The organism is Hymenobacter norwichensis DSM 15439, from assembly GCF_000420705.1.
Lineage (GTDB): Bacteria > Bacteroidota > Bacteroidia > Cytophagales > Hymenobacteraceae > Hymenobacter > Hymenobacter norwichensis.
The window spans coordinates 382313-405955 of the sequence record NZ_ATVL01000010.1 but is presented as its reverse complement, the minus strand read 5'-3'; the positions used below and the strand labels follow the sequence as shown (position 1 = coordinate 405955).

The following is a 23643-nucleotide window of genomic DNA, read 5'->3' as shown; positions in this document are numbered from 1 at the left end:
AGTTCGACTACCAGTTGTGCCAGTGGCGCAACCAGCTCGTCAACCTCACCAAATTGCTCAGTCACCGATTCACTGAAACACCACTTCACTCATTCACAGTACATGCATAAAAAACCCTTTCTGACCTGGCTGCTGGCAGTGGGCGTTACGGCTTCGGCGGTGGCGCAAAAGGCCCCCGAAAAAGTAAAAATCAAGACCAAGCGCAAGGCCAAAACCGAAGCCGCAGCCACCCCGGCCGCTGCTACCGACGCAGTAGCTGCGGCGCCTACCGCGGCGGTGGATTTGGCTGGCCAGTACGGCCCCACCATTACGCAGGAGGACTTGCGCAAGCACCTGACCATCTTGGCGTCGGATGCCTACGAAGGCCGCGAAACCGGCGAGAAAGGCCAGAAAATGGCCGCCGAGTATTTGAGCAAGCAGTTTCGGGAACTGGGTCTAACGGGTCCGGTACAAGGCTCCGACGACCCGTATTTGCAGCACTTCACGATGGAGCGCAGCACTTGGGCAAACGGCGGCACCCTAAAAGTGGGCGGCCAGACCTATAAGTGGCTGACTGACTTCTATGGCATGGGCACCACTCCTTTCCAGACGGAAACCGCTGTGCAGCCCGTATTTGCGGGCTACGGCATCGAGCAGGAAGGCTACTCCGATTATACCGGCCTCGATGTGAAAGGCAAAGACCTGATGATTTTATTGGGCGAGCCAACGGGCACCGACGGCAAGGCCATTCTGGGCAAAGACGGTGCCGGCAGCAAGTGGGGCAACGACTTCCGCGCTAAGCTGGCCATGGCCACTGAGAAGGGCGCCCGCTCGGTGTTCTTCGTGGACTTCAACCCGAACAGCAACTTCGAGAAGCTAGCAGGCCGCATGACGCAGTATATTAGCCGGCCGAGCATTTCGTTTAAGGACGCCAAGCCAGGTACTCGCCGGGCTTCCGCCTTCTTCGTCTCGCCGGCGGTGGGCTATAAGCTGCTGGGCTCCAACGCCGCGGCTGTAACCAAGTACACGGCGGCTGTTAACAAAGCCAGCAAGCCGGTAGCCAGCCCATTCAAGCCCGCGAAGTTCATGGTGACGGCCCCCAAGAAAGTGGAGGACTTCACCACTGAAAACGTGTTGGGCTACATGGAAGGCACCGACAAGAAAGACGAAGTAGTGGTGCTGTCGGCCCACTACGACCACATCGGCATCATCGGCGGCGAGGTGCACAACGGCGCCGACGACGATGGCTCAGGCACGGTCACGCTGCTGGAAATGGCGCAGGCCTTTCAGAAAGCCAAGGCAGAAGGCCATGGTCCACGCCGGAGCATCCTGTTTCTGGCCGTAACCGGTGAGGAGAAGGGGTTGCTGGGCTCGGAGTACTACACTGACCACCCTATCTTCCCGCTGGCCACCACGGTTGCCGACCTGAACACCGACATGATTGGCCGCACCGATAAAGACCACGAAGGCAAAGGCGACTACGTGTACGTTATCGGCTCGGACAAGCTGTCGTCGGAACTGCACGAAATCGTGCTGAACTCCAACGAGAAGTACGTGAAGATGGACCTGGACTTCCGCTTCAACGACCCCGAAGACCCGAACCGGTTCTATTACCGCTCCGACCACTACAACTTCGCCAAGCACAAAATCCCGGTGGCGTTCTTCTTCAACGGCGTGCACGACGACTACCACGGTGCCGGCGACGAAGTAGAGAAAATCGAGTTTCCGAAGATGGAAAAGCGCGCCCGCCTGGTGTTCTATTCCGCCTGGGAAGTGGTAAACCGCGACCAACGCTTGGTGGTAGACTCGAACAAGAAGTAATACCGCTTAGGCAGCACCCGTTTCACACTGGGCGCGGCAGCTAGCATAAAATGGAAAACCCGCCGAACCTCTGTAGTTCGGCGGGTTTTCTGTTAATGTTCGTTGCGGTACTAGCAGCTAGGGCTTCTGGGGTACGGTTGCGGCTTGTTGGGCGGCGGCTGACAGAGGGAAGTTCCCTTCCTGGCAGAAAGCCAGCAGGTCGCGGAGGATGGCCGTGGAGGCGGGAGTTACGCTGTATTCGGTGTCGTCGGTGAAGCTAAAAAGTAGCTTGGGGCCACTGAAAAAGCCTTCGGGTTCGTAGCCGACCTCTCGCAACGACGTATATTCGTGGTAGCTGGTCTGCATTATTTTCACTTCCAGGTACGTTGCATGAAGAATCAACTTAGGGCTCAAACTGTTGCGTGAGTACCCTGGCAAGAACCCCAGCGCCCGGTAGCTGCTATCAATTCTATCAACGAGTACCGAGAAGCCTTCGGGTGGTAGCGGACGAGGAATACGGGGTGCAGCCATGGGGCAAGAGTAAGTAAAACGAATTCAACGAGTAGTAAGGCCTGCGTCTATATGCCAGTTTCCACGAAAGCCACCCAGTTCCTGACCGACTCCGACGCCAAGGCGTTTGACCTGGAGCACCGGCGCAAGATTCGGTTCAACATCGGCAAGTATAACGCCGCCGTGAGTACTGGCCTGGGTTTCTACGAAGACCACGAGCTGGCACGGGAACGGGCATCGTACCTGAAAACCAAGGTTATCAACCACCTCGATGAATACCTGCTGGAATTCGAGCGCAACTTCACCGCTCGGGGCGGCAAGGTAATCTGGGCGCAGAATGCCGACGAGGCGCTGCACGAAATCGGGAAGATTATGGCCCGGCGCAAGGCCAAAACCGTGGTGAAGGCCAAGAGCATGACCACCGAGGAAATCCATCTCAACCACTTCCTAGAGCAAAACGGCATCGAGTCGGTGGAGACGGATTTGGGCGAGTTCATTGTGCAGCTGAACGGGGAGCGGCCTTACCACATCGTGACGCCGGCCATGCACCTGAGCAAGACCGACATTGCCAACATTTTCGTCAAGCACCTCGGCATCGAGTACACCGACGACGCCCAGAAACTGGTGCTCACGGCCCGCCACCTGCTGCGCAGCAAGTACACCACCGCCGAAGTAGGCATTACCGGCGGCAACTTCCTGATTGCCGATACCGGCGCCATTGCCGTCACTGAGAATGAGGGCAACGCCCGCTTGTCAGCCACGTTTCCGCGCACCCACATTGCCATTGTGGGCATCGAGAAAGTGATTCCGAAGCTGGAGGACCTGGCTTTGTTCTGGCCGCTGCTCAGCACCAGCGGCACCGGCCAGCAAGTGACGGTGTACAACACCATTTACACCGGTCCGCGCCAACCGCTGGAAAAAGATGGCCCCGACGAAATGATTGTGGTGCTGCTTGACAACGGCCGTACCAACCTGCTGGCCCAACCTGCCCAGCGCGAGGCCCTGAACTGCATCCGGTGCGGCGCCTGCCTCAACATTTGCCCGGTGTACAAGAACATCGGCGGCCACACCTACGAAACCACCTACTCCGGCCCCATCGGCTCGGTTATCAGCCCCCACTTGGCGGGCATGGCCGAAAACAAGCACCTGAGCTACGCCAGCAGCTTATGCGGCGCCTGCACCTCGGTGTGCCCCGTGAAAATCCCGATTCATAACCTGCTCCTCCAGAACCGGCAGCAAGCCGTGCGCGAGCAGCTCACCGATAAGGAAGAACGCACCGCCATCCGGTTGTGGCTGGTGGCCATGAAGAACCGTCGCCTGCTGGATTTGCTGCCCGCCCGCGCCAAAAACTGGGTGCTGCTGCGCCTCCTCAGCCAAGTGGGCTGGAGCAAGCGTCGCGACGCGCTGCAAGTGGCCCCCAAGTCGTTCAAGCAGCTCTGGAAGGCGCGGAAGTAAGTCCGAGCTTATTGCTCTGATTTAGAGCCGCCAACCCTGGCTAGATAAGCAGAGTACAAGGGCTACTTCACTTGAAGTGCTTGTTGTAGGTGTATGCTTGATCTTGTATTCCGGGTGCTGTCTTTTGCGGTGGGCATTTTTCTGATTATCACCACGATGCTGGCGGCTATCCGCTCGTTTGTGTTGCCCCGCAATGAGTCCGTACTGCTCAATAACTGGGTGTTTCGGGCGCTGCGTTACGTGTTCGAGCAAGTAACACGACTAGTCCACACCTACGCCCAGCGCGACCGGGTAATGTCATTGTATGCGCCGGTGAGTTTGGTGGCACTGCCTATTGTGTGGCTGGCGGTTATTTCGGTGGGCTTCACTGGTATATACTGGGCCTTGCACGAGGGTTCCTGGCTGGAAAGCTACCAACTAAGTGGTAGTTCGTTGCTCACGCTGGGCACGCACAAAACGCGGGGGCCCATTATCACCATCTTTACGTTTGCCGAGGCCACGATGGGGTTGCTGCTGCTCACGCTGCTCATCTCCTACCTGCCCACCATGTACCAGGCGTTTTCAAGGCGCGAATTGGTGGTAGCCCGGCTGGAACTACGCTCCAGCCCCGGCCATTCCGCCACCGACTTAGTGGTATGGTTGAACCGCTCCGGCTCGTTGCAAAACGACGGGGTGCAGTGGCAGGCTTGGGAGGAATGGTTTGTGGAAATAGAGGAAACGCACACGTCGTTGCCGATCCTCTCGTTTTTTCGCTCACCGCAGCCGGGGCGTTCCTGGGTAACGGCTGCTGGTATCATTCTCGATGCGGCCGCCCTCATCATCAGCACTGTGCCGAAGCCCCGCAGCCCCGATATGGAGATATGCTTTAAGGCCGGCTGCGTGGCCATGAACCGCGTGACGCGCTTTTTCCATGACCGCGCCCATGCCGAGCCAGCCCAACAACCCGACGACAAAGACCCGCCGATAGAGGACCCACACCGGCAGGACTTCATGAGCGCCTGTGAGCAGCTGCAAGCCGCTGGGTTGCAACTTCAACCTAATCTAGACCAAGCTTGGAAAACCTACCATAGCCTGCGCAGCCGCTACACTGAACCCCTGGATTTTCTGGCTCGTCTCACCATGTCGCCCGACCAGAAAATGATTGGCAACGAGCAGTAACTCTTGCATACGCTCATAGCAATCCACTGGAAGACTCAATCTGCAAAACCAAAAAAACACATACTACCCTTCGTCGGGTAGGATATCTACGTCCTGGATTAGCACCATCTTCTCGATTTCGCGGCCGCGGGGGGTGTTGGCGAGGCCGCCGAGGGCGGTTTCCTTGTAGCGCGTTTCCATACTCTGCCCTACTTCGCCTAGCGCCGCCACGCACTGGTCCACTGGAATTACCGGGTCGATGTTGGCAATGGCTATTTGGGCGGAGCTAAAGGCAATGGCGGCGGCCGAAGCGTTGCGCACCACGCAGGGCACTTCCACCAGCCCCGCCACCGGGTCGCAGACCAGCCCGAGCATGCACTGAATGGTAACGGCCACCGCTGCAAATGCCTGATCGACGGTACCGCCGAGGCAATACACGATGGCACCGCTACCCATTGCCGCCGCCGAGCCGGTTTCGGCCTGGCAGCCGCCCACGGCACCGGCCAACGAAGCATTTTGTTCGATGATGAGAGCAATGCCGGCCGCTACTAGCAGCCCTTCCAGAATCTGGCGGTCAGAGAGCTTGTGCAGCTCTTGCAGCGTAACCAGCACGCCGGGCAAAATGCCAGATGCCCCGGCTGTGGGCGCGGCCACCACCCGGCCCATGCACGAATTCACTTCTTTGGCCCCGAAAGCCCGCATAATCAGGTTTTTGAACTCCGGCGACAACACCGTAACCGGCGAAGCGGCAATCTTCTTGGCGCCGTTGTTCACCATGCCCGAGCGGGAAGTCATGTCCTGGGTGAGGCCGGTTTGCACGGCGTCGCGCATCACGTCGTAGGCCCGCTGCAACCCGTTCCAGATTTCCTCTTCCGAGCGGCCCTTCTGTTCTATTTCGTAGGCCAGTACGGGCTGGTAAAGGGGCTCACCGGTGGCGGCGCAGTGGGCGCGCCAAGAAGCGAAATCAGTGAAGAGCAGGGACATGGCGGCGGGAGTTATATGGTAAGAGAGGATTGGCAGTTGAGCGGCTCGAAGAAACTAGTTGCCCCGAAACCTACGTGCGCAGCTCAGCTTGGTAGAACGAAAGATACTACTCCAACGTGCCAAAGCCGTAGCCACCCACTGTTCCAATCAACGAAAAAGCCGCCGCTGGTATTGAATCCAGCAGCGGCTTTGCTTGTTCCCGACACTCATTACGCGGCCGATTCGGCTTTGGGTACTTCCTTGGTTTCCGTTACCAGCTTGATGCTGGCCGAGTTGATGCACAGGCGCAGGCCGCTCGGAGCGGGGCCGTCGGGGAAGACGTGGCCCTGGTGGGCGTCGCAGATGTTGCAGAGGGCTTCTACCCGCACCATGCCGTAGCTGGTGTCTTTCTTGTAGCGAATGGCGCTTTCGTCTACGGGTTGCGTGAAGCTGGGCCAGCCGGTACCCGACTCGAATTTGGTGCGCGAATCGTAGAGTGGAGTACCGCAGCACACGCAGGCGTAGAGGCCGGCTTCGTGAGCTTCACAGTACTCGCCGGTGAAGGGACGCTCGGTGCCGTGCTGGCGGGTTACGTGGTATTGTTCGGAGGTGAGTTGCGCTTTCCACTCGGCATCGGTTTTCTCCACGCGGCGAGGCGAGGGAGCAGGGTGATTGGCCAAGCGGATGACGTCGTTCCAAGTTTGCATATCGTTGGTTTTGGGGTCAGCAGATCAAGTATGTTTCAAGCAAAACGCAAACGGCCCGCCGGAAGTTTACTCTGCACGGCTGAGGTTGGTAACAATAGGTTATTTCTACAAATCCTCATGCTCGTCTAGCGTTTCGATGCTGAACTTCTGCCAATGCTGCCGAGCAAATGCCAGGAAAGCTGGAGGTGCTGGTTGAAACTCTGCCTCGGTTTGGTAGTACCCCTCGGTGTTGTCTTCTTTCCGCTGGGTGGCACTGAACTTCTCCAAGCAGCAAGGATTAGCAGGCTGCCGCTGTTGGGCCGGGATAGAATCGTACTGCACAATGGAAGAGCCGCGCAAGGCATACTTGGCCGCACCAGCCCGCATAATTAGCTTCAGGTCAGCGCCGCTTATATCCCCGCGGCAGGCCAGCGCGTACACCAGCGTGGTTTCACTGCGGCCATTCTGGTCGAGGTCGGTTATGGCGGTACTACCCGGCTGTAGGCGCAGTGTCATGTCGAGGGCACAATCCGTAACGGCATCCTGTAAACGCCACAGCTCTTGATAGTTATTTTGACTTGGTTGCCGCACATACTGCCGGGCCATTATGCGGGCAGTACGCTCGAAATCATGCATGTCTTCCACCGCGCTGGAGTCTGGTGAAGGCGTTGCCAGTTGCTGCTTCGATGAGGATACCGTTCGAAACACCACCAGCAGGTTTTCCCCGTTGGCATCAGTCCAGCGCCAAGCTTCCTGCAACTGTCCGGGCAGACGTAGCTTGGCCGGAATATCAGCCAGTTTTATGGCTTGGGGGGTAAGCTGAGTTGTTGGCGCAGTAGCCGACACCGAATCGGTTGGCGCGTTGGCAGTGGCTGGTTGTTCGGTTTGGGCTTGCTGGCTGGCATTATCGGAGCAGGCGGCTAGCCCGGCCAGCAGCAAAGCGCATAAGATTTGACGCATTTCACGTAAGAGCTAAATGTATTCCAGAAGCAGCAACTTATGAAAATCCTTTCTGCCGACCAGACCCGTGCTGCCGACCACGCCACCATCACCGCCGAAGGTATCCGCTCCGATGAGTTGATGGAACGAGCCGCCACTGCGTTTAGCAACTGGCTGATGAACCGAATAGGACCACAGACAGCCGGCGAAGTGCATATTTTCTGCGGCCCCGGCAACAACGGCGGCGACGGACTAGCGGTGGCCCGGCACTTGCACCATACCAGTTACGCAGTACGCGTGTGGCTACTGCCTGCCGAGAAATATTCGCCTGACTTCACCACGAACCGGCAACGCCTCCCCGCCGAGGTGGGCTGTATTGAGCTGAAGCCCAAGAAACTGCCTTCGTTGCCCGCCGGAGCTACTGTGGTAGATGCCCTGTTTGGCACCGGATTAAGCCGCCCGCTCACGGGTTTGGCTGCTATCGTGGTCAACCACATCAACCAGAGTAATGCAACGGTGTACGCCATCGACTTGCCCTCTGGCCTGTTCACCGACGCCCCGCAGCCCCAAGACAGCGCTGTAGTACAGGCCCAGTATACTGTAGGGTTTGAGTTGCCTAAGCTGGCATACCTGCTGCCGCATAATTCGCAGTTCGTAGGCGAATGGGAAGTGTTACCTATTGGTTTGAGTGAAGACTTTATCCACAAGACCGATGTGGATAACTATTTCATCAGCGCTGCATCTCTGGCGGGCCGCTACCCTAAGCGGCCTAAGTTTGCACACAAAGGCACGTTTGGGCATGCTTTGCTATTGGCAGGCAGTCACGGCAAAGTAGGGGCGGCCGTGCTAGCGGCGCGGGCTTGCCTGCGCGGCGGGGTAGGCCTGCTCACGGTCCGGACGCCAGCTGTGGGCTATGCCATCCTGCAAACCGCCGTACCCGAGGCCATGGCCCTCACCGACCCGGCCACCGATTTCGTGACCGAGCTGCCCGATTTGAAATCGTACGCTGCCGTAGGCATCGGGCCGGGGTTGGGGCAAGAAGAATCGACGGCCAACGTGCTATGCCAACTGCTGCGCAAAGCCACAGAGGCTTCACTGGCGCTGGTTATTGACGCCGACGCCCTCAATATCCTGGGTTCGCACCGCGAGCTGCTGGCTGACCTGCCACCCAATACCCTGCTGACTCCGCATCCCAAAGAGTTTGAACGCCTCACCGAGCCCGCCCGCGACGACTACCACCGTCTGGAATTATTGCGCGACTTCTGCGCCCGCTACCGTTGTTACTGTGTACTTAAGGGAGCCTATACGGCCCTCGGTACTCCCGACGGCCAAGTGTATTTCAACAGTACTGGCAACCCCGGCATGGGTACCGGCGGCAGCGGCGACGTATTGACTGGCCTGCTGCTGGCGTTGCGCGCCGATCAGCGCCTCTCTCCCCTCGATGCGGCGCTGCTCGGCATCTTTGCCCACGGCCGCGCCGGCGACCTGGCGGCTCAGCAAACTGGCGAGGCTGGTCTCATTGCCGGCGACATTGTGCGCTTCATAGGGCCGGCGCTGGCGGAACTGGTGAGCTAGCAGTGGCCTTTTGCCTTACCATTTCACTAGGTATACCACCAGAAACTGAAACACCATTACGCCATCGGCAAGCAGCGCGTAGTAGTAGTCGGAGCGGGATTCCTCGGCGTACCAGATAGTGCCGGCGGCGGCCAGTAGTGGTAGGGTAAGCACCAGCGCCTCGGTGGCGCCCACGCCTGTGGGCAGCAGTACTCCTGCCAACACTAGCGCGCCCAAGGCTATCCACTTAGTGGCCTGCACGCCGAACAGACCCGGAAATGTGCGGGTGCCGGTGTGCAGGTCCTTGGTGTAGTCCCGAATATCGAAGACGAAGGCCAAAGCCAGAATGAAGAAGAAGCGCCGCAAAAACAGAATACCTACTACTGGCCCAAAAAGTGACTTGTCGAGGTACAGTGCGGGCACCCACACCGTCACGGCGGCCCACACGTAGGCAATGAGAAACACCTTGAGCAGCGGCAAGTCGCGGAGGGCGCGCCACTGCCCGCGCACCTTCACCACTGGCAGCGAGTAGAGCATGGAAATAGCTGCCAGATGCCCTAGGAACAGCATCAGGTGCTGCCAACCATCCAGAAAAAACAACGTACCCGACACACCTAGTGCCACCATGGCCAGTGCCAGCAGTTCCCGCCGGTGCTCTAGCATCCAGCGTTTGCGCCCGGAAAGCATCAGCGGCTGCCCGTGTTTATAAGGCAGTACGCTGTCGATATTGTAAAGAAAGAGCGTGGCCGTAAAAATCATTAGCCCCGGCCGAAACGGAATGTGCACCTGCCAAAATAAGAAGGTAGACCAGGTGAGGCCCAACGCCGCCAGAGCCAGCCAAGTGCTACTATAAAGCACGGCATCCAGACCACGCCGCCACCACGAAACCTGCACCGCATCAGCAACCGGGGCAGTACTCGACGAATGGGGCGACTCTAGCGGCATGAGGTGGTAGTTGGTGGCAATTGTTGGATAAGGCACAGCTAGCCCACGAATTGACAGCCCAGAATCAAATAACAATCAATTCTCGCCGGTTTCACTGTAACTGGCATCAACGGGCTTGGACTGAGGGGAGCCTTGCTGCCGCAGGTAGATAGACAGGCCCACAATGGCTATGATACTCAGGAATTCGCTTTGCCAATTCTGAAACGACTCGAACCAGAACCGCGCCGTGCTCACATACTCCAGCGTTGTAACAACAGACTTGCCTTCCTGCTGCTGCTCAATGCTATACACCTCGGCCCCGCCTTTCGCGTGTAGCCAGAAGGACACAAAGAACAAGGCAAAAAACGCCAGCGTGAGGGAATTCTTATAAAGCGCCAACTGCCAGCCACCACGCTTCACGGGGCCTGGTACATCGGGCTTAGTGGGGTCAGGCTCCTTGTCTACCTCCTCTTCCTCGTACAGCTTTTTAGATTCCGATGAGCCTTTTTGCCGCAGCCAGATGGTGAGTAGCACATACAGCCCCATCTGTAAGAACTCACTTTCCCAGTTCTCGAACGTGGCCTCCAGAAAGTGCCCCGAGCCTAGGTACTGCTTCAGCGTGAACGGTAGCAGCTTCATCTGCTCCAATTCACTGTTGTAGTCGTGCCAGCCGGTTAGGGTCTGGCCCACCAGCGTACCTAGCATCAGCAGCGTTACGACCAGCAACAGGCTGTTTTCATACAAAAACCGAATGACGGGAGAGGACGACGGCTTAGTAGGCATGCAAAGAAGTACGTTGAACTCACTAAAAAGTCAATTCAATGGTCACTACCAACAGCAAGGCCCTTCCCAAACGTGAGTTTAGGAAGGGCCTTGGCTTCACTTGCGCTAGAGCTTACAACTCAACGCCGCTGGTTTTCTCTACAGTTTCCGAGCTGGCACCGTTCGGAAAAGTCTCGTTGTAGAGCTTGATGCTGTCATCAATGATGCGGTATGCATCCTCGCGGCCCATGAAACGCTCTACCGTTACGTGCTTGTGCTCTAGGGCTTTGTAGTCCTCGAAGAAGCGTTGCATCTCGTTGAGGGTGTGCGGCGGCAGGTCGGAAATATCGTTGAAGTGATTCACCGAAATGTCGTGGGCGGCTACGGCAATGATTTTGTCGTCTTCCTCGTCGCCATCAATCATCTGCATCACGCCAATTACCTTGGCTTCCACCAAGCACATCGGTACGATGTCAACCGAGCACAGCACCAGAATGTCGAGCGGGTCGTTGTCGTCGCAGTAGGTTTTGGGGATGAAGCCGTAAGCGGCCGGATAATGCACGGCCGAGAATAGCACGCGGTCCAACTTGAGCAGGCCGCTTTCTTTATCTAGCTCATACTTGGCTTTCGAGCCTTTCGGAATTTCAATGATGCCGTTTACGGTTTGAGGGGCGTTGTTGCCACGCTCCACATCATGCCACGGGTTAAAATGAGCCATTGAGGTATGTTTCGGTTACTAGTTACTGAAGTCTAAATTTATCCTGATTTCAGGAATAAACGTTCTTTTAAAAAGAACAGTCGTGCAAAATGCAACTATCCTTTAAAATAACCAAAATCTATTCCATTCCCTGCGCTTTTATTTGCCTAGCACCTCCGGCAGCGGCAAGCCAGTGCAGCCATCGGGCTCCTGAATATTCAGCCATTGCGCCAGCGTAGGGGCAATATCCACAATACGTGCCGGGGCTACCGAGCGACCCTGCTTCACGTGCCAGCCCCAAAATACCAACGGAATATGTGTGTCGTAGTTGCCGGATGAGCCGTGGGTGGTGCCCTTATTTATCGGGTACTGATACGATTCCAGCCAGCCGGGCTCCAGTACCACCATCACGTCGCCGCTGCGCTTCGGGAAATAGCCGTTTTCCAGGTACATCAGCATGCCGCTTTCCCAGTGCGACTTCTGCAAATCGTCGGCGGTGATGGCGCGCGTAACGCCCGCAAAGCCAATCAGAATATCAGCCACCTCGTCCTGCATAGCGCGCAGGGTCAGTTTTTTCTCGGCAATAAGCGGGCGGTTGAGGTACACTTGCTGATTTTCATAGCTCAGCACCCACTTGCCGGCCCCGTGGCGGCGCACCAATTCCTGCTGCAACGAGTCGCGCATGAGGCGTGGCCCCACCGAACCGGCCGGAATCCGCTGGCTGCGCAAAAAGTCGGGCGAATGGGCCGCGCCGTGGTCGGCACTCAGGAATACCAGTGCCTGCCCCTTCCCTACGGTCTTATCGAGGTAGTCGAGCACGCGGGCCAGGTCCTGGTCGAGGCGCAGGTAGGTGTCTTCGGTTTCAATGGCATTCACCCCAAACTGGTGCCCCACATAGTCGGTGCTGCTGAAGCTGAGAGCCAAGAAGTCGGTTTGACCGCGCTGCCCCAACTGCTCGGCCCGGATGGTTTCCAGCGCAAAATCGGCAGTGAGTGAGTTGCCAAAGGGCGTACTCCGAATCAGGTCGAGGTTACGGACGGCAGCCGGCACCTTCTCGGCACCGGTGGGCTGGCTGGGCGTTACGGCCGGGCTGGTACCAGCGCTAAGGATAGGCAAATCGTGCGGAAATACCGGCTTGGCTTCACCCTTGAAGGCTCCCTCCCATGGCACATCATCGGCGGTGCTTTCGGTGTACTGCGCAATGGGCAGCAGCGTGGTCCAAGGCTTATCGAGGTACTGCGCGGCGCGGTTCTCGGCGTTGAACTTAGTCACCCACTCGGGCAGGCTGTTCTGGTAGAACGTGCTGCTGATGAAGGCCCCGTTGGTACCGTCGTACCAATAGGCGGCGTTGGCGGCGTGCCCGGCTGGCAGAATCGAGCCCCGGTCTTTGATGCACACCCCAATTACCTTGCTCTGAAAGTTGGTAGCCAGCCGCAGCTCATCCGTAATGGTGCTGGTGAGCATGTGGCGTGGGCTTTGCTGGCCAGCCGCTGCCGTACCGCCCACGGCTTGCACGGTTTTATCTTCGGTTACATAGGTGCCCTTGCCTTCTTCGCGTACCAGCCAGTTGTTGCCTACAATACCGTGTACCGAGGGCGTAGTGCCGGTGTAGATGCTGGCGTGGCCCGGTCCGGTGTAGGTGGGAACGTAGTTGTAGTGGGTGTTGGAATAGTTAAACCCCTCCCCTAGCAGCCGTTTGAAGCCGCCGTTACCGTATTTGCTCCAATAGCGGTAGAGGTAGTCGTAGCGCATCTGGTCTACCACAATGCCTACTACTAGTTTAGGACGCGGCAGGGGCTTTTGTTTTTGCGCAAAGGCAGGACCGGCCAAGGCAGCGGCCAGCAGAAAACTCAGGCTCTTTTTCAAATCGAATAGTAAGGGCAAAGGCCCCTTAGGTACGAGGCGGCAAAGATAGGCCATCAGGTCAGGATCAAGCGCCACAGCAGCAAAATCCGGGTTGTGCGCGTAAAGAAGTAACACGCGGTTCACATTCCGGGCCGCCCCTTTCTGCTTATGCCCGATACTCCTGCCTACGCCCTCATCTTCGACATGGATGGCGTCCTCGTTGATAACACTGCCTACCAGGCCCGCGCCTTCCAGCTGTTGTTCCGTGACTTAGGCCTCACTACCAATGCCCGCCGCCTGCTGGAACGCCTAAATGGCATGCCTGCCACCGCCATTCTGAAAACAGTATTCACCCACGACGTGCCCAAGAAAGAGCTGGAAGAATACGCCACTCAGCGCGAATTCCTGTACCGCACACTTTACTGGGACAAGCGCCGGGAAGTGGCGGGTCTCACGGCGTTTCTGGAAGCGGCCCGCGCCGCCGGCTTCAAAATCGGCCTCGGCACCGGCTCCATCAACGAAACTATCAGCTACCTTATCGACCACCTAAATATTCGGCAGTATTTCGACGTCATCGTCGGCAAGGATGATGTGGACAACGGTAAGCCCCACGCTGACACCTACACCCTTACGGCCCAGAAGCTAGGAGTACCGCCCGAAAGGTGCCTGGTGTTCGAGGATGCCTTAATGGGCGAGCAAGCCGCCTACAAAGCTGGTATGCGCTGCCTAGCCCTCAGCACGTCTATCAAGCCCGACAAATTTCAGGCGCCGCTAGCCGTAGTAAAAGACTTCACTAGCCTCACGCCGGCGCGGATTATGGAATTGTTAGAACAACACCCCGAAACGCCCAAGCCTAGCAAAGAATTGGCTAAGCGGCAGTATATGCAGTTGTAGACACCCACATAAAAAAGGCCCGCTTCCGAAAAGAAGCGGGCCTTTTACTCGGGTAAGCGTACTTCTTACCGACTAGCAGCCAAAGCTTCGGCACCACCTACGATTTCGAGAATCTCGGTGGTAATAGCCGCCTGACGTGTGCGGTTGTAGGTTAGTTTCAACGACTTCAACAGCTCGCCAGCGTTTTCGGTGGCTTTGTCCATGGCCGTCATGCGGGCGCCGTGCTCCGAAGCGTTGCTTTCCAGCACTGCCTTGTAGAGTTGCACCTTCAACGACTGCGGAATCAACGTCTGCACAATTTCCTCTTTCGAGGGCTCGAAGATGTAATCCACGTTCATCGTCTTGGCAGCGTCGGCAGTTGGCTCGGCGGGTACCAGCGGCAGTAACTGCTCGGTACGGATGATTTGAGTGGCTACGTTGCGAAACTCGTTGTACACCATCACCACCTCATCAAAGCGGCCTTCCCGGAAGCCCAACATGGCTTCTTCAGCCGCCGTGCGTACCGTGTCAAACGAGAGCTTACCGAACACATGAGTGTAGTTGCCCAGCAGCGGCCCACGCTTCCCGAAGTAGTCGTGTGCCTTCTTGCCGATGGCCATCATCGTCACGTTGCCAGCGGCGGCTTGTGCAGCATACCGCTCCCGAATCAGGGCGTTTACGCCTTTGAAGACGTTGCTATTGAAAGCGCCAGCCAAACCACGGTCCGACGTAACGGCAATAATTAGCACCTGGCGTACTTCCCGCTGCACTGCATACTCGCTTACCACCTCGCCATCGGTTTGGCTCGTAAGGTTAGTGAGGATGCTGTTGAGCCGCTGCGCGTAGGGGCGCATCCGCAGAATGTTGTCCTGTGCCCGCCGCAGCTTGGCCGCCGCTACCATCTTCATGGCTTTGGTGATTTGCTGCGTGCTTTGCACGGATACGATGCGGTTGCGGACTTCTTTTAAGCTAGCCATTTAGTTTATTGTTGATTGTTAGTTGCTGATTGTTGATTGTTGGAGGTTCAGCTACTTAGCCAAACCTCCAACAATCAACAACCAACAATCAACTAATTACTTCGAAGCGTACTGGGCCGATAGGTCTTTGGCAACCTGACGGATAGCACCGATAATGGTGTCGTCGAGTTTGCCAGCTTTCAGGCCTTGCAACGCCTCTGGGTGACGGGTCTGCATGGTCTGGGTGAACTCCTTTTCGAAGTCACGCACGCGGTTCACCGGCACCTGGTCGAGCAGACCGTTGGTAGCAGCGTAGATAACAGCTACCTGATCTTCCACTTTCTGCGGCGAGAACTGCGGCTGCTTCAGGATTTCCAGGTTGCGGCGGCCACGCTCAATCGTGAGCTTGGTCGAAGCATCAAGGTCGGAACCGAATTTGGCAAAGGCTTCCAGTTCACGGAACTGTGCTTGGTCCAGCTTCAGTGTACCAGCCACTTTCTTCATCGACTTGATCTGGGCGTTACCACCCACACGGGATACCGAAATACCTACGTTGATAGCCGGACGGATACCCGAGTTGAACAAGTTGGTTTCGAGGAAGATCTGACCATCCGTAATCGAAATTACGTTGGTTGGGATATACGCCGATACGTCACCAGCCTGGGTTTCGATGAGCGGCAGAGCCGTCAGCGAACCACCACCTTTCACAAGGTGCTTGATGCTGTCGGGCAGGTCGTTCATGTCGCGAGCAATAACGTCGGAAGCGTTGATTTTCGCGGCGCGCTCCAGCAAGCGGCTGTGCAGGTAGAATACGTCACCGGGATAAGCCTCACGCCCCGGAGGACGACGCAACAGCAACGACACCTCACGGTATGCTACTGCTTGCTTACTCAAATCATCATACACAACCAGAGCCGGACGGCCCGTATCGCGGAAGAACTCACCGATAGCAGCGCCCGTGAAGGGAGCAAAGAACTGCATCGGAGCTGGGTCAGCAGCCGAAGCCGAAACCACTACCGTGTAGTCCATGGCGCCACCTTTGGTCAGGGAGTTTACCACTTGGGCCACCGTCGAGGCTTTTTGACCTACAGCAACGTAGATGCAGAAAACTGGCTCACCTCGGTCGAAGAACTCGCGCTGATTGAGGATAGTATCAATAGCAACTGCCGACTTACCCGTCTGACGGTCACCGATGATGAGTTCCCGCTGGCCACGGCCAATCGGAATCATGGCATCAATAGCCTTAATACCCGTCTGCATGGGCTCAGTTACCGGCTGACGGTAGATTACGCCTGGCGCCTTACGCTCCAATGGCATATCAAACGTTTCGCCTTGGATAGGACCACGGCCATCAATGGGCTGACCCAGCGTGTTTACCACGCGACCCACGATGCCTTCGCCCACCTGAATAGAGGCAATTTTATTGGTGCGGCGCACCGTAGCGCCTTCCTTGATTTCAGAGTAGTCGCCGAGCATTACGGCGCCTACATTGTCTTCTTCGAGGTTGAGCACTAGGGCCTGAAGGCCATTTTCAAATTCAAGCAATTCCCCCGACTGGGCTTTGCCCAAGCCATAGATGCGGGCTACGCCGTCGCCAACCTGCAATACCGTACCAACCTCTTCGAGTTCGGCTTCGGTTTTGAAGTTGGATAACTGCTGCCGCAGAATGGCGGATACTTCATCCGGACGTACTTCTGCCATGATCTTATACTAAAGGTTGGTAGGGGTTCTTCGAGAATTGGTTGCGCAGCTTGCGCAACCGGAAGCTCACCGAGTCATCAATCAGCTTATCGCCGATGCGTAGCACGAAGCCACCGATGAGCGACTCATCTACTTTCTCGGTGAGAGTAACTTGTTGCAGGCCGGTTTGCTGACGCACCATTTGCTCTAGTTCAGCACGCAGGTAGGTGCTCAGCGGTGTGGCCGTCGTGACTTCAGCCACCTGTACGCCACGTAGGGCATTGTACTGAATCAGAAACTCGGAGCCAATAAACTCCAGCGCGCTTTCGCGGTTTTTTTCGGTGATAATAGTGAAGAACTTCTCAGTGAGAAGCGACACTTTGCCACCGAACACGGCGCGCAGAATAGCTAGCTTTTTGTCGTGCTTGACGATAGGGTTACGCAGCAACAGGCGCAAGTCACGGTTCTCAGTCAGCGTCTTGCTGAATAAGTCCATATCGGCTTTCACTTGTTCCAGCGTACCCTGCTCCTCGGCCAGATCAAGCAAGGACTTGGCGTAACGGGAGGCAACTCGTATTTCAGACATTGTAGTAGGAGTTAGAAGCTAGGAGTCAGGAGCCCGGAGCCAGATACCTTATGGGTTTCTACGCTTCTAGCTTCTAGCTCCTAACTTCTTAGTTGAGCTTTACTTCTTTTAAGTACGAGTTGACAAGCTCCTTTTGAGAAGCCGTATCGACTAGTTCGCGGCGCAGGATGCGCTCAGCAATATCGATAGACAACTGGGCAGCCGTATTTTTCACTTCAGCCAAAGCCGCGTTTTTCTCGTTCTGAATAGCTTCGCGAGCTTGGTTGATCATGCGGCCACCTTCTTCGGTTGCTTTATTCTTCGCCTGCTCGATCAGCTTATTGGAAACGTCGGTTGCTTCTTTCAGAATACGGTCGCGCTCCAAACGGGCTTCAGCCAACAACTTTTCATTGCCAGCCTGGAGAGCCTGCATCTCTAGTTTGGCCTGGCTGGCCATACGCAGGGCGTTTTCGATGGAGTCTTCCCGCTCATTCAGGGCGCTTAGGATAGGTTTCCAAGCGAATTTGCGCAACAAGAGCAGCACAATGCCGAAAATCACCAATTGCCAGAAAATCAGGCCAAACTCGGGGGTTACTAATGGAGGCATAAGAAAGTAGTCGGTAGTGAAAAAAAGGTATTGTTAAGTATGGTTAGATGATAGACGTCCTATCATAAGCCACCCTAGTTATTAATACCAGAAAAGCCAAGACAGCCCGCCACGCCGTGCGCCGAAGCGACGCGCGCAGCGGGCTGCTTATATACTACCTCTATTCTTAGAGATTAAAGGAAATCAGCAAGCACACAACTACTGCAAACAGTGCTAGACCTTCAATCAGAGCTGCTACAATCAGCATAGCAGTTTGGATTTTGCCTGAAGCTTCTGGCTGACGGCCGATGGCTTCCATAGCCTGACCACCAATACGGCCAATGCCCAGACCAGCACCTAGAGCAACCAGACCAGCACCTATAGCAGCACCGAATACGGCTAGACCAGCAGAATTAGTAATGGCCTGCAACAACAGAGAAAGAAGCATAAAACAGAGTTTTGGGGAAGTGAAAAACGAAAAAGAGAGTTAAAAAGCTTAGTGTGCGTGGTTGGCGTGAGCATTGTCGGCACCTTCGCCGCCACCCATCTGGTAGTCGGCATCGTGGTGCTCTTCCACTGCTCCACCAATGTACATGGCTGTGAGTAGCGTGAAAATGTATGCCTGCAAGATGGCTACCAAGAGTTCAAGCATGTTGATGAACAAGCCGAAAGCCAGCGTAACCGGTGCAACGCCAACGTTGCGGAAGATAAAAATGAGCGAGACAAAGCTCAGAATTACAATGTGACCTGCTGTGATGTTGGCAAACAAACGCACCATCAGCGAGAAAGGCTTCACAAGGATGCCAATGAGTTCCACCGGAATCATAATAGGCAACAGGGCCTTTGGCACGCCGGGCGTAGCGAAAATGTGGTGCCAATAGTTCTTATTAGAGCTGAACAGGGTAATGAGCAGCGTTAACAATGCCAGCGTTAGGGTCACTGCAATATTGCCGGTGAGGTTAGCACCACCTGGAAGCAGACCTAAGAGGTTGTTGAACCAGATAAAAAAGAATACCGTGAGCAAATACGGCATATACCGCTTATACTTTGGCCCAATAGACTTCTTGGCCACCTCGTCGCGCACAAATACAATGATGGGCTCGAAGAAGGACTGAATACCCTTTGGGGCACCTGTGCCACGTTTAGCGTAACCTCTTGCAACTGTCGTGAAGACCACTACCAGCAGCAAAGCACTCAACATGAGTGAAGCAACGTTTTTGGTAATCGAAAAATCGTATACCTTGCTACCGTCTTCGGCTTCCAGATGCTCATGCTCCAGTTTCAAACCGTCGTATTCCTTGCCCTCAGCCAAGTTGCGCGAAGAGAAAACCGACAAACCTTTACCAGAACGGTAAGCAATAATAGGCAGGTAAGTAGTATAGTGGTCGTCGCGGTCAGTGGAGAACCAGTGCCACTCGTGTGAGTCGCCAATGTGGTGCAGAATCATCTCACCGGGGCTGAAAGCCTCCGAGTCGGTGGCTTCGGCCGTAGTAGCAGTAGGCTCGTTGGCGAAAACGGGAAGCGAGAGAATACAGAAAAGTGCTATCAGTAAGCGCTTCATTCAGAGTGGCTTAAGGTGAGGTTCACGAAAAATTCATTTTGTGATTTCACCCGGTTTTGAAAACGGGCGCAAGTTACTCAGAACGCTCCAGACTTCAAACCCGGAGTAGAGAAAATAGCCGACGAAGAATACCCCAAGGAAAGCATATCTACCCTTGCCTTCATGAGCGCCGCCAGTATAAAGGTAAAGCACGACAAGCCCGGCGGAAAGAAGTAAACGCATTAGCATGGAGCCGAAGTAGGCTACCATGAAATTATCCGGGTTAGCACGCACGAGCCGAGCTGTAAACCAATAGGTAGCCGTCGTAAGCGCAGCATAATACCCCAGCACATAAGGGGCTAGCGGGTGCACAACAGCCGTACCATAGCGGGCATGCAGCAGATACAGCGTACCGTAAAGTAGCAGCGTTAGCAGCAGCAAATAGCCAAGGAAGCGAAGCAAATCGAATACGTAGAGAAAAGCTTAATAAATTAAAACACCCTTAAAAAGGGGCACAAAGGTAGTAAGCAAAAGAATAGAAATATCCTTTGGCGCAATATCATTTCGTTTATTATCCTTCGACTATACTGCAGTTGCTATTCGTTCGACACTGACCGGATAACTTGATACATGGCCGCAAACACGGATACCAGCATCAACACGATAGTACCCCAAGGGCTGCTGCCGAAACGGCCATCAAGCCACACGCCTAGCCAAGTACCTAGCCCAATAACAGCCAGCATTTGAAGCCCCAGGCCGGAATACTTAATGAAATTGTTACCGCGTGGGCGCGGTGAGTCGGGGGTAGGAGTAGCAGACATACCTAGTGAAACAGGGTGAGCAATACAGGCCTCATACGCCGCTACCGCGCGCAGGTGACGGCAGGACAAGTAATGCGCCGGCAGGGCTGAGAAAAAGCGTAATTTTACTGACCGAATGACGTTGTACCTTATACGCAACGGCCCGCCGCCTGAACAATTTCCTCGGTTGCGCGCGTTGGCGTAGCTGATAAATCTGTACTTCCGACCTGTTCCTGCCTTGACTCGATATCCGACTTTTCGCCTGTTTGCTGTTCCGGCATTTGCACTACTGCTTATGGCTGGCCTAGGAGGCTGCGCTTCAGAGCGCCAAAGCACTCTTGGCCACGCCTACGACAATGTGGTAGCCCGCGATAATGGATATTTCTTGGGGCGGGAGAAACTCCGGACGGTGGAAGATAAGCTGTACGCGGCGCGGCAAAACGACTACAACCGCACGCTGCCCCTGTTTCCGACACTGGATGAAGCCACCGTGGCTACTGTGGCTACCGACCTGGAAGACGTGGTGAAAAAAGCGTCATTACCGATTCAGTACCGGTCGGCCTCTGACTGGACCGATGACGCCTACATCCTGATTGGGAAGAGCCGCTTCTACAAGATGGAGTACGAAGACGCGGCCAAAACCTTCAAGTACGTTAACAGCACCAGCAAAGACCCAAACGCCAAGCACGAGGCGCTGATTTGGCTGATGCGCACGTTTCTGGCCACCAAAGAGTTGGAAAACGCCAAGGCCGTGTCGGATGTACTGGATAAGGAAGAAGGATTGGAAAGAAATGCCAAAGAGCTGTTTCTCACTCGGGCCGACTTCTATCTGAAAACAGGCGAGCCAGCTAAGGCCATTGAGAACTTAGAAAAAGCCGTGCCGCTGGTAGAACCCAAAAACGAACAGTCGCGCACGCGCTACATTCTGGCGCAGCTGTACCAGGCGCAGGGCGAGGATAAGAAGGCTTACGCTGAGCTCAACAAGATTCTCAAAAAGAACCCACCTTATGAGCTAGACTTCTTCTCGAAGCTGATGCTAGGCCAAGTATCCGACCTGAACCAGGACGACAAAGCCCGGCTCGACAAGTACTTCGCCAAACTGCTGAAAGACACCAAGAACAAAGAGTACCGCGACAAAATCTACTACGAAATGGCGCGGCTCAACTACCGGCAGCAGCGCTACGACGAAGCGCTAGCCTTGCTCCGGCAATCGGCGCGGGCGGGCGGCAGCAACAAGGCCCAGAAGTCGTACACGTATTTGCTGGCGGGACGCATCTACTACGAGAACTTGCAGAAGTACCGGTTGGCGGCTGCTTACTACGACAGCACAGTGCAGAGCTTAGCCAAGGAAGCTCCAGATTATGAGGCTATTTCGGAGCGGGCGGGTATTCTAAAAGACTTCGCCCAGCAAACGACCATCATTGAAACGCAGGACAGCCTGCAAGTATTGGCTCGCCTCGATACTGTGGAGCTACGCACCCGCCTCACAGCCTTTGCCGATGCCGAATTGGAAACCAAGCGCAAAGCTGCCGAGGCCCTAGCCCTGAAGCAGGAGCGCGATAACAACCGGCAGACCGCAACCGGCGTGAGCAGTTCCCGGGACTTGCAAACCGATATCAACACCGAGGACTTTGTGGCGGGCAGCACGGGTACCAAGTGGTACTTCGACAACCCCACGGCTATGAGTACGGCCCGCGCTGACTTCATCCGTAAATGGGGCGACCGGCCACTACAAGACAACTGGCGCACCGTAACGGTGGTCAGCTCCTCGCCCGTTTCGCCTAATGGTGGCAACGTGCCGGTGAGCATTGCGGGAGCCAATCAAAGCAAGGTAACGGCCGGCGCTACCGATGGCCTAGGCCAGGCAGCTGCCGACGCAGACCCTGCCACGCAGCGCAAGGCCTTGGTGGCACAGTATCGGCAGGCGCTGCCGCTTACCAATGCGCAGATGGCAGCGTCGGAAAAGCAGGTGGAAGAGGCATTATTCGCGCTGGGTGGTATCTACAACCAGCAGTTGCGGGAGCAGGTGCCAGCCGCCCAAACCTACGAGAAGCTGCTTACCCGTTTCCCCCGTACCACTCACTCGCCGGAAACCTATTACAGCCTCTACCTTATTTATAAGGAGCAGAAAGAGCTGGCCAAAGCCGAAATCTACGCTCAGAAGCTGCGGCAGGAATTTCCGACTTCAGCATACGCCCGGCTGGCCGCCGACCCCGAGTATTTGCGGCGCACATCGTTGGTGAACAAGGAAGTAGCCATTCAGGTGGATTCGGCTTTCGTACTGTATAAAAACCAGGACTTCAAGAAAGCCGCGGCGCTGTTGACTACTACATCCAAGAAGTTTCCGGAAAATGACCTCAACGACCGAGTTGCTTTCTTGAACGCTCTGCTTGACACTCGCACCCAGACGCCACTGGTGGCTAAAGCGGCGGTGGAGAAGTTTCTGAAGGACTACCCCCAGTCGCCTCTTAGCGCACAGGCCCGTACGCTACTGACCTCTTATCAGAAATACGGCACTGGTGAAATCCAGGGGGCACTGGCTTCCACGGAGAAACCAACCGTATCGATATTCCGCCCTGGCGAGGTCAACAACCGGGTACGCATCATTTATGATACGCCCGCTACTGCTCCTAAAGCAACGCCTACTCCCACTTCGGCCCCCGCAGTTAAGGAACCTGCTCCGGTATTGGAAGCAGGTAAGCAGCCCGCTGACAAAACACCTAGCCCTACTACACCAGCCGACTCATCAGCAGTACCGGCTACTCCCACTGCCCCGGCCATAGACCCCGTGAAAGCTGCTCGCATGGCAGCAGCCCAGGCTCGTGCCAGAGGCAAAAAGCCAGCAAAGTCAGCGCCGATAACTCCTGCTCCGGTTGCTGCGTCTCCGGCAACCACCGCTCCAGTTACCACTCCTACCCCAGCGGCCACCACACCGCCAGCAACTACGCCTTCCGTTCCTACCCCGGCCTCTCCCGCTCCAACTGCTCCTGCCGTTCCGGCATCGCCATATGCCGCTTCGCTCAACCCGGCAGGTGCGCACGCAGTGATTTTAGTGTTCCCGAAAGCAGCCGCGCCTTTACAGGGTCTACCAACTCAGCTAGGCACTTACAATAGTCGGTTCTTCAAGGCCAGCAACTTGCAGGTGCAGCAACAGCCCCTCAGCGATTCGTTGGAGTTGGTAGTGATACAGGGCTTGGCCAGCGCCAAAATAGCCCAGGGTTACGCTCTGAAATTGCGCGGTCCTCAGTCGCCCTTGAGCAAATTGCGGGGGGCGGGTTACCAAACACTGGTTGTTGGTATTGATAATCTACCACTATTGCTCCAACGCCGCGACGTAGAGGAATACCAGCGTTTTTATCAGCAGAAATACCCTAAATAATTCTGAGTTGTGA

At 55.9% G+C, this 23643-nt stretch carries 22 protein-coding genes; 6 read left to right on the top strand and 16 right to left on the bottom strand.

What is annotated here, in order from left to right; translation table 11 throughout:
- Nucleotides 1-102 precede the first annotated feature (102 nt).
- Nucleotides 103-1800, top strand: coding sequence for a M28 family peptidase (locus tag G536_RS0119790; RefSeq protein WP_022825343.1), 1698 nt, complete (start codon nt 103-105; stop codon nt 1798-1800).
- Between the two features lie 117 nt (nt 1801-1917).
- On the opposite strand, the gene G536_RS0119785 is transcribed toward G536_RS0119790, so the two are convergent.
- Nucleotides 1918-2310: a hypothetical protein gene (locus tag G536_RS0119785; RefSeq protein ID WP_022825342.1), complete on the bottom strand. Its 393-nt coding sequence runs from the start codon at nt 2308-2310 to the stop codon at nt 1918-1920.
- Nucleotides 2311-2361: 51 nt separating this feature from the next.
- Here G536_RS0119785 and G536_RS0119780 point away from each other — a divergent pair, with 51 nt between their 5' ends.
- Together G536_RS0119780 and G536_RS29000 are read left to right on the top strand one after the other, a co-directional pair.
- On the top strand, nt 2362-3744 hold the full coding sequence (locus G536_RS0119780; protein ID WP_022825341.1) for a LutB/LldF family L-lactate oxidation iron-sulfur protein: 1383 nt from the start codon (nt 2362-2364) through the stop codon (nt 3742-3744).
- 93 nt (nt 3745-3837) lie between these two features.
- Entirely contained in the window at nt 3838-4902 is a 1065-nt protein-coding gene (locus G536_RS29000; RefSeq protein ID WP_022825340.1) for a hypothetical protein, read from the top strand.
- Between the two features lie 63 nt (nt 4903-4965).
- Here G536_RS29000 and sdaAA read toward each other — a convergent pair whose 3' ends face one another.
- The 3 genes from sdaAA to G536_RS0119760 form a co-directional block, all read right to left on the bottom strand.
- A complete protein-coding gene (sdaAA, locus tag G536_RS0119770; RefSeq protein WP_022825339.1) occupies nt 4966-5865 on the bottom strand; it encodes an L-serine ammonia-lyase, iron-sulfur-dependent, subunit alpha in 900 nt (299 codons plus the stop codon).
- A gap of 209 nt (nt 5866-6074) precedes the next feature.
- Nucleotides 6075-6551, bottom strand: coding sequence for a peptide-methionine (R)-S-oxide reductase MsrB (msrB, locus tag G536_RS28995; RefSeq protein ID WP_022825338.1), 477 nt, complete (start codon nt 6549-6551; stop codon nt 6075-6077).
- 105 nt (nt 6552-6656) lie between these two features.
- Nucleotides 6657-7490: a M949_RS01915 family surface polysaccharide biosynthesis protein gene (locus G536_RS0119760; RefSeq protein WP_157530796.1), complete on the bottom strand. Its 834-nt coding sequence runs from the start codon at nt 7488-7490 to the stop codon at nt 6657-6659.
- Nucleotides 7491-7529: 39 nt separating this feature from the next.
- Here G536_RS0119760 and G536_RS0119755 point away from each other — a divergent pair, with 39 nt between their 5' ends.
- Complete coding sequence (locus tag G536_RS0119755; RefSeq protein ID WP_022825336.1) at nt 7530-9044, top strand: bifunctional ADP-dependent NAD(P)H-hydrate dehydratase/NAD(P)H-hydrate epimerase; 1515 nt, start codon at nt 7530-7532, stop codon at nt 9042-9044.
- A gap of 15 nt (nt 9045-9059) precedes the next feature.
- Here the strand turns inward: G536_RS0119755 and G536_RS0119750 are convergent, their stop codons facing one another.
- The 4 genes from G536_RS0119750 to pafA form a co-directional block, all read right to left on the bottom strand.
- On the bottom strand, nt 9060-10004 hold the full coding sequence (locus G536_RS0119750; protein WP_157530791.1) for a UbiA family prenyltransferase: 945 nt from the start codon (nt 10002-10004) through the stop codon (nt 9060-9062).
- A 39-nt stretch (nt 10005-10043) separates the two neighbouring features.
- Entirely contained in the window at nt 10044-10730 is a 687-nt protein-coding gene (locus tag G536_RS0119745; protein WP_033370548.1) for a DUF6766 family protein, read from the bottom strand.
- Between the two features lie 112 nt (nt 10731-10842).
- Nucleotides 10843-11427 carry an inorganic diphosphatase gene (locus tag G536_RS28990; RefSeq protein ID WP_022825333.1) on the bottom strand — a complete coding sequence of 195 codons (585 nt, stop codon included), beginning with the start codon at nt 11425-11427 and terminating at the stop codon, nt 10843-10845.
- 138 nt (nt 11428-11565) lie between these two features.
- A complete protein-coding gene (gene pafA / locus G536_RS0119735) occupies nt 11566-13290 on the bottom strand; it encodes an alkaline phosphatase PafA (RefSeq protein WP_281170620.1) in 1725 nt (574 codons plus the stop codon).
- Between the two features lie 129 nt (nt 13291-13419).
- Here pafA and G536_RS0119730 point away from each other — a divergent pair, with 129 nt between their 5' ends.
- The gene (locus tag G536_RS0119730) at nt 13420-14145 is read left to right on the top strand and encodes an HAD family hydrolase (protein ID WP_022825331.1); all 726 of its coding nucleotides are present in this window, start codon (nt 13420-13422) and stop codon (nt 14143-14145) included.
- 65 nt (nt 14146-14210) lie between these two features.
- Here G536_RS0119730 and atpG read toward each other — a convergent pair whose 3' ends face one another.
- The 8 genes from atpG to G536_RS0119690 all read right to left on the bottom strand — a co-directional run bounded on the left by atpG (nt 14211) and on the right by G536_RS0119690 (nt 20272).
- On the bottom strand, nt 14211-15101 hold the full coding sequence (gene atpG, locus G536_RS0119725) for an ATP synthase F1 subunit gamma (RefSeq protein ID WP_022825330.1): 891 nt from the start codon (nt 15099-15101) through the stop codon (nt 14211-14213).
- A gap of 96 nt (nt 15102-15197) precedes the next feature.
- Nucleotides 15198-16781, bottom strand: coding sequence for a F0F1 ATP synthase subunit alpha (atpA, locus tag G536_RS0119720; RefSeq protein WP_022825329.1), 1584 nt, complete (start codon nt 16779-16781; stop codon nt 15198-15200).
- Between the two features lie 4 nt (nt 16782-16785).
- Nucleotides 16786-17346, bottom strand: coding sequence for an ATP synthase F1 subunit delta (atpH, locus tag G536_RS0119715; protein ID WP_022825328.1), 561 nt, complete (start codon nt 17344-17346; stop codon nt 16786-16788).
- Nucleotides 17347-17434: 88 nt separating this feature from the next.
- Nucleotides 17435-17932, bottom strand: coding sequence for a F0F1 ATP synthase subunit B (locus G536_RS0119710; RefSeq protein WP_022825327.1), 498 nt, complete (start codon nt 17930-17932; stop codon nt 17435-17437).
- A 166-nt stretch (nt 17933-18098) separates the two neighbouring features.
- Nucleotides 18099-18359: an ATP synthase F0 subunit C gene (gene atpE / locus G536_RS0119705; RefSeq protein ID WP_019946527.1), complete on the bottom strand. Its 261-nt coding sequence runs from the start codon at nt 18357-18359 to the stop codon at nt 18099-18101.
- Nucleotides 18360-18407: 48 nt separating this feature from the next.
- Nucleotides 18408-19472: a F0F1 ATP synthase subunit A gene (atpB, locus tag G536_RS0119700; protein ID WP_022825326.1), complete on the bottom strand. Its 1065-nt coding sequence runs from the start codon at nt 19470-19472 to the stop codon at nt 18408-18410.
- Between the two features lie 33 nt (nt 19473-19505).
- On the bottom strand, nt 19506-19913 hold the full coding sequence (locus G536_RS0119695) for a hypothetical protein (RefSeq protein WP_157530789.1): 408 nt from the start codon (nt 19911-19913) through the stop codon (nt 19506-19508).
- A 134-nt stretch (nt 19914-20047) separates the two neighbouring features.
- A complete protein-coding gene (locus tag G536_RS0119690) occupies nt 20048-20272 on the bottom strand; it encodes an AtpZ/AtpI family protein (protein WP_022825324.1) in 225 nt (74 codons plus the stop codon).
- Between the two features lie 274 nt (nt 20273-20546).
- Between G536_RS0119690 and porW the strand changes: the two genes are divergently transcribed.
- Nucleotides 20547-23630, top strand: coding sequence for a type IX secretion system periplasmic lipoprotein PorW/SprE (gene porW, locus G536_RS28985; RefSeq protein WP_022825323.1), 3084 nt, complete (start codon nt 20547-20549; stop codon nt 23628-23630).
- The last annotated feature ends 13 nt before the right edge of the window (nt 23631-23643 follow it).

What these genes read in the sequence shown, in the direction of transcription:
- porW (WP_022825323.1), top strand. Translation starts at nt 20,547, where the DNA reads ATGGCTGGCCTAGGAGGCTGCGCTTCAGAGCGCCAAAGCACTCTTGGC.
- G536_RS0119710 (WP_022825327.1), bottom strand. Translation starts at nt 17,932, where the DNA reads ATGCCTCCATTAGTAACCCCCGAGTTTGGCCTGATTTTCTGGCAATTG.
- G536_RS29000 (WP_022825340.1), top strand. Translation starts at nt 3,838, where the DNA reads ATGCTTGATCTTGTATTCCGGGTGCTGTCTTTTGCGGTGGGCATTTTT.
- sdaAA (WP_022825339.1), bottom strand. Translation starts at nt 5,865, where the DNA reads ATGTCCCTGCTCTTCACTGATTTCGCTTCTTGGCGCGCCCACTGCGCC.
- atpH (WP_022825328.1), bottom strand. Translation starts at nt 17,346, where the DNA reads ATGTCTGAAATACGAGTTGCCTCCCGTTACGCCAAGTCCTTGCTTGAT.
- G536_RS28990 (WP_022825333.1), bottom strand. Translation starts at nt 11,427, where the DNA reads ATGGCTCATTTTAACCCGTGGCATGATGTGGAGCGTGGCAACAACGCC.
- atpA (WP_022825329.1), bottom strand. Translation starts at nt 16,781, where the DNA reads ATGGCAGAAGTACGTCCGGATGAAGTATCCGCCATTCTGCGGCAGCAG.
- atpB (WP_022825326.1), bottom strand. Translation starts at nt 19,472, where the DNA reads ATGAAGCGCTTACTGATAGCACTTTTCTGTATTCTCTCGCTTCCCGTT.
- atpG (WP_022825330.1), bottom strand. Translation starts at nt 15,101, where the DNA reads ATGGCTAGCTTAAAAGAAGTCCGCAACCGCATCGTATCCGTGCAAAGC.
- G536_RS0119780 (WP_022825341.1), top strand. Translation starts at nt 2,362, where the DNA reads ATGCCAGTTTCCACGAAAGCCACCCAGTTCCTGACCGACTCCGACGCC.
- msrB (WP_022825338.1), bottom strand. Translation starts at nt 6,551, where the DNA reads ATGCAAACTTGGAACGACGTCATCCGCTTGGCCAATCACCCTGCTCCC.
- G536_RS0119755 (WP_022825336.1), top strand. Translation starts at nt 7,530, where the DNA reads ATGAAAATCCTTTCTGCCGACCAGACCCGTGCTGCCGACCACGCCACC.
- G536_RS0119790 (WP_022825343.1), top strand. Translation starts at nt 103, where the DNA reads ATGCATAAAAAACCCTTTCTGACCTGGCTGCTGGCAGTGGGCGTTACG.
- G536_RS0119760 (WP_157530796.1), bottom strand. Translation starts at nt 7,490, where the DNA reads ATGCGTCAAATCTTATGCGCTTTGCTGCTGGCCGGGCTAGCCGCCTGC.
- G536_RS0119785 (WP_022825342.1), bottom strand. Translation starts at nt 2,310, where the DNA reads ATGGCTGCACCCCGTATTCCTCGTCCGCTACCACCCGAAGGCTTCTCG.
- G536_RS0119730 (WP_022825331.1), top strand. Translation starts at nt 13,420, where the DNA reads ATGCCCGATACTCCTGCCTACGCCCTCATCTTCGACATGGATGGCGTC.
- G536_RS0119690 (WP_022825324.1), bottom strand. Translation starts at nt 20,272, where the DNA reads ATGTCTGCTACTCCTACCCCCGACTCACCGCGCCCACGCGGTAACAAT.
- atpE (WP_019946527.1), bottom strand. Translation starts at nt 18,359, where the DNA reads ATGCTTCTTTCTCTGTTGTTGCAGGCCATTACTAATTCTGCTGGTCTA.
- G536_RS0119745 (WP_033370548.1), bottom strand. Translation starts at nt 10,730, where the DNA reads ATGCCTACTAAGCCGTCGTCCTCTCCCGTCATTCGGTTTTTGTATGAA.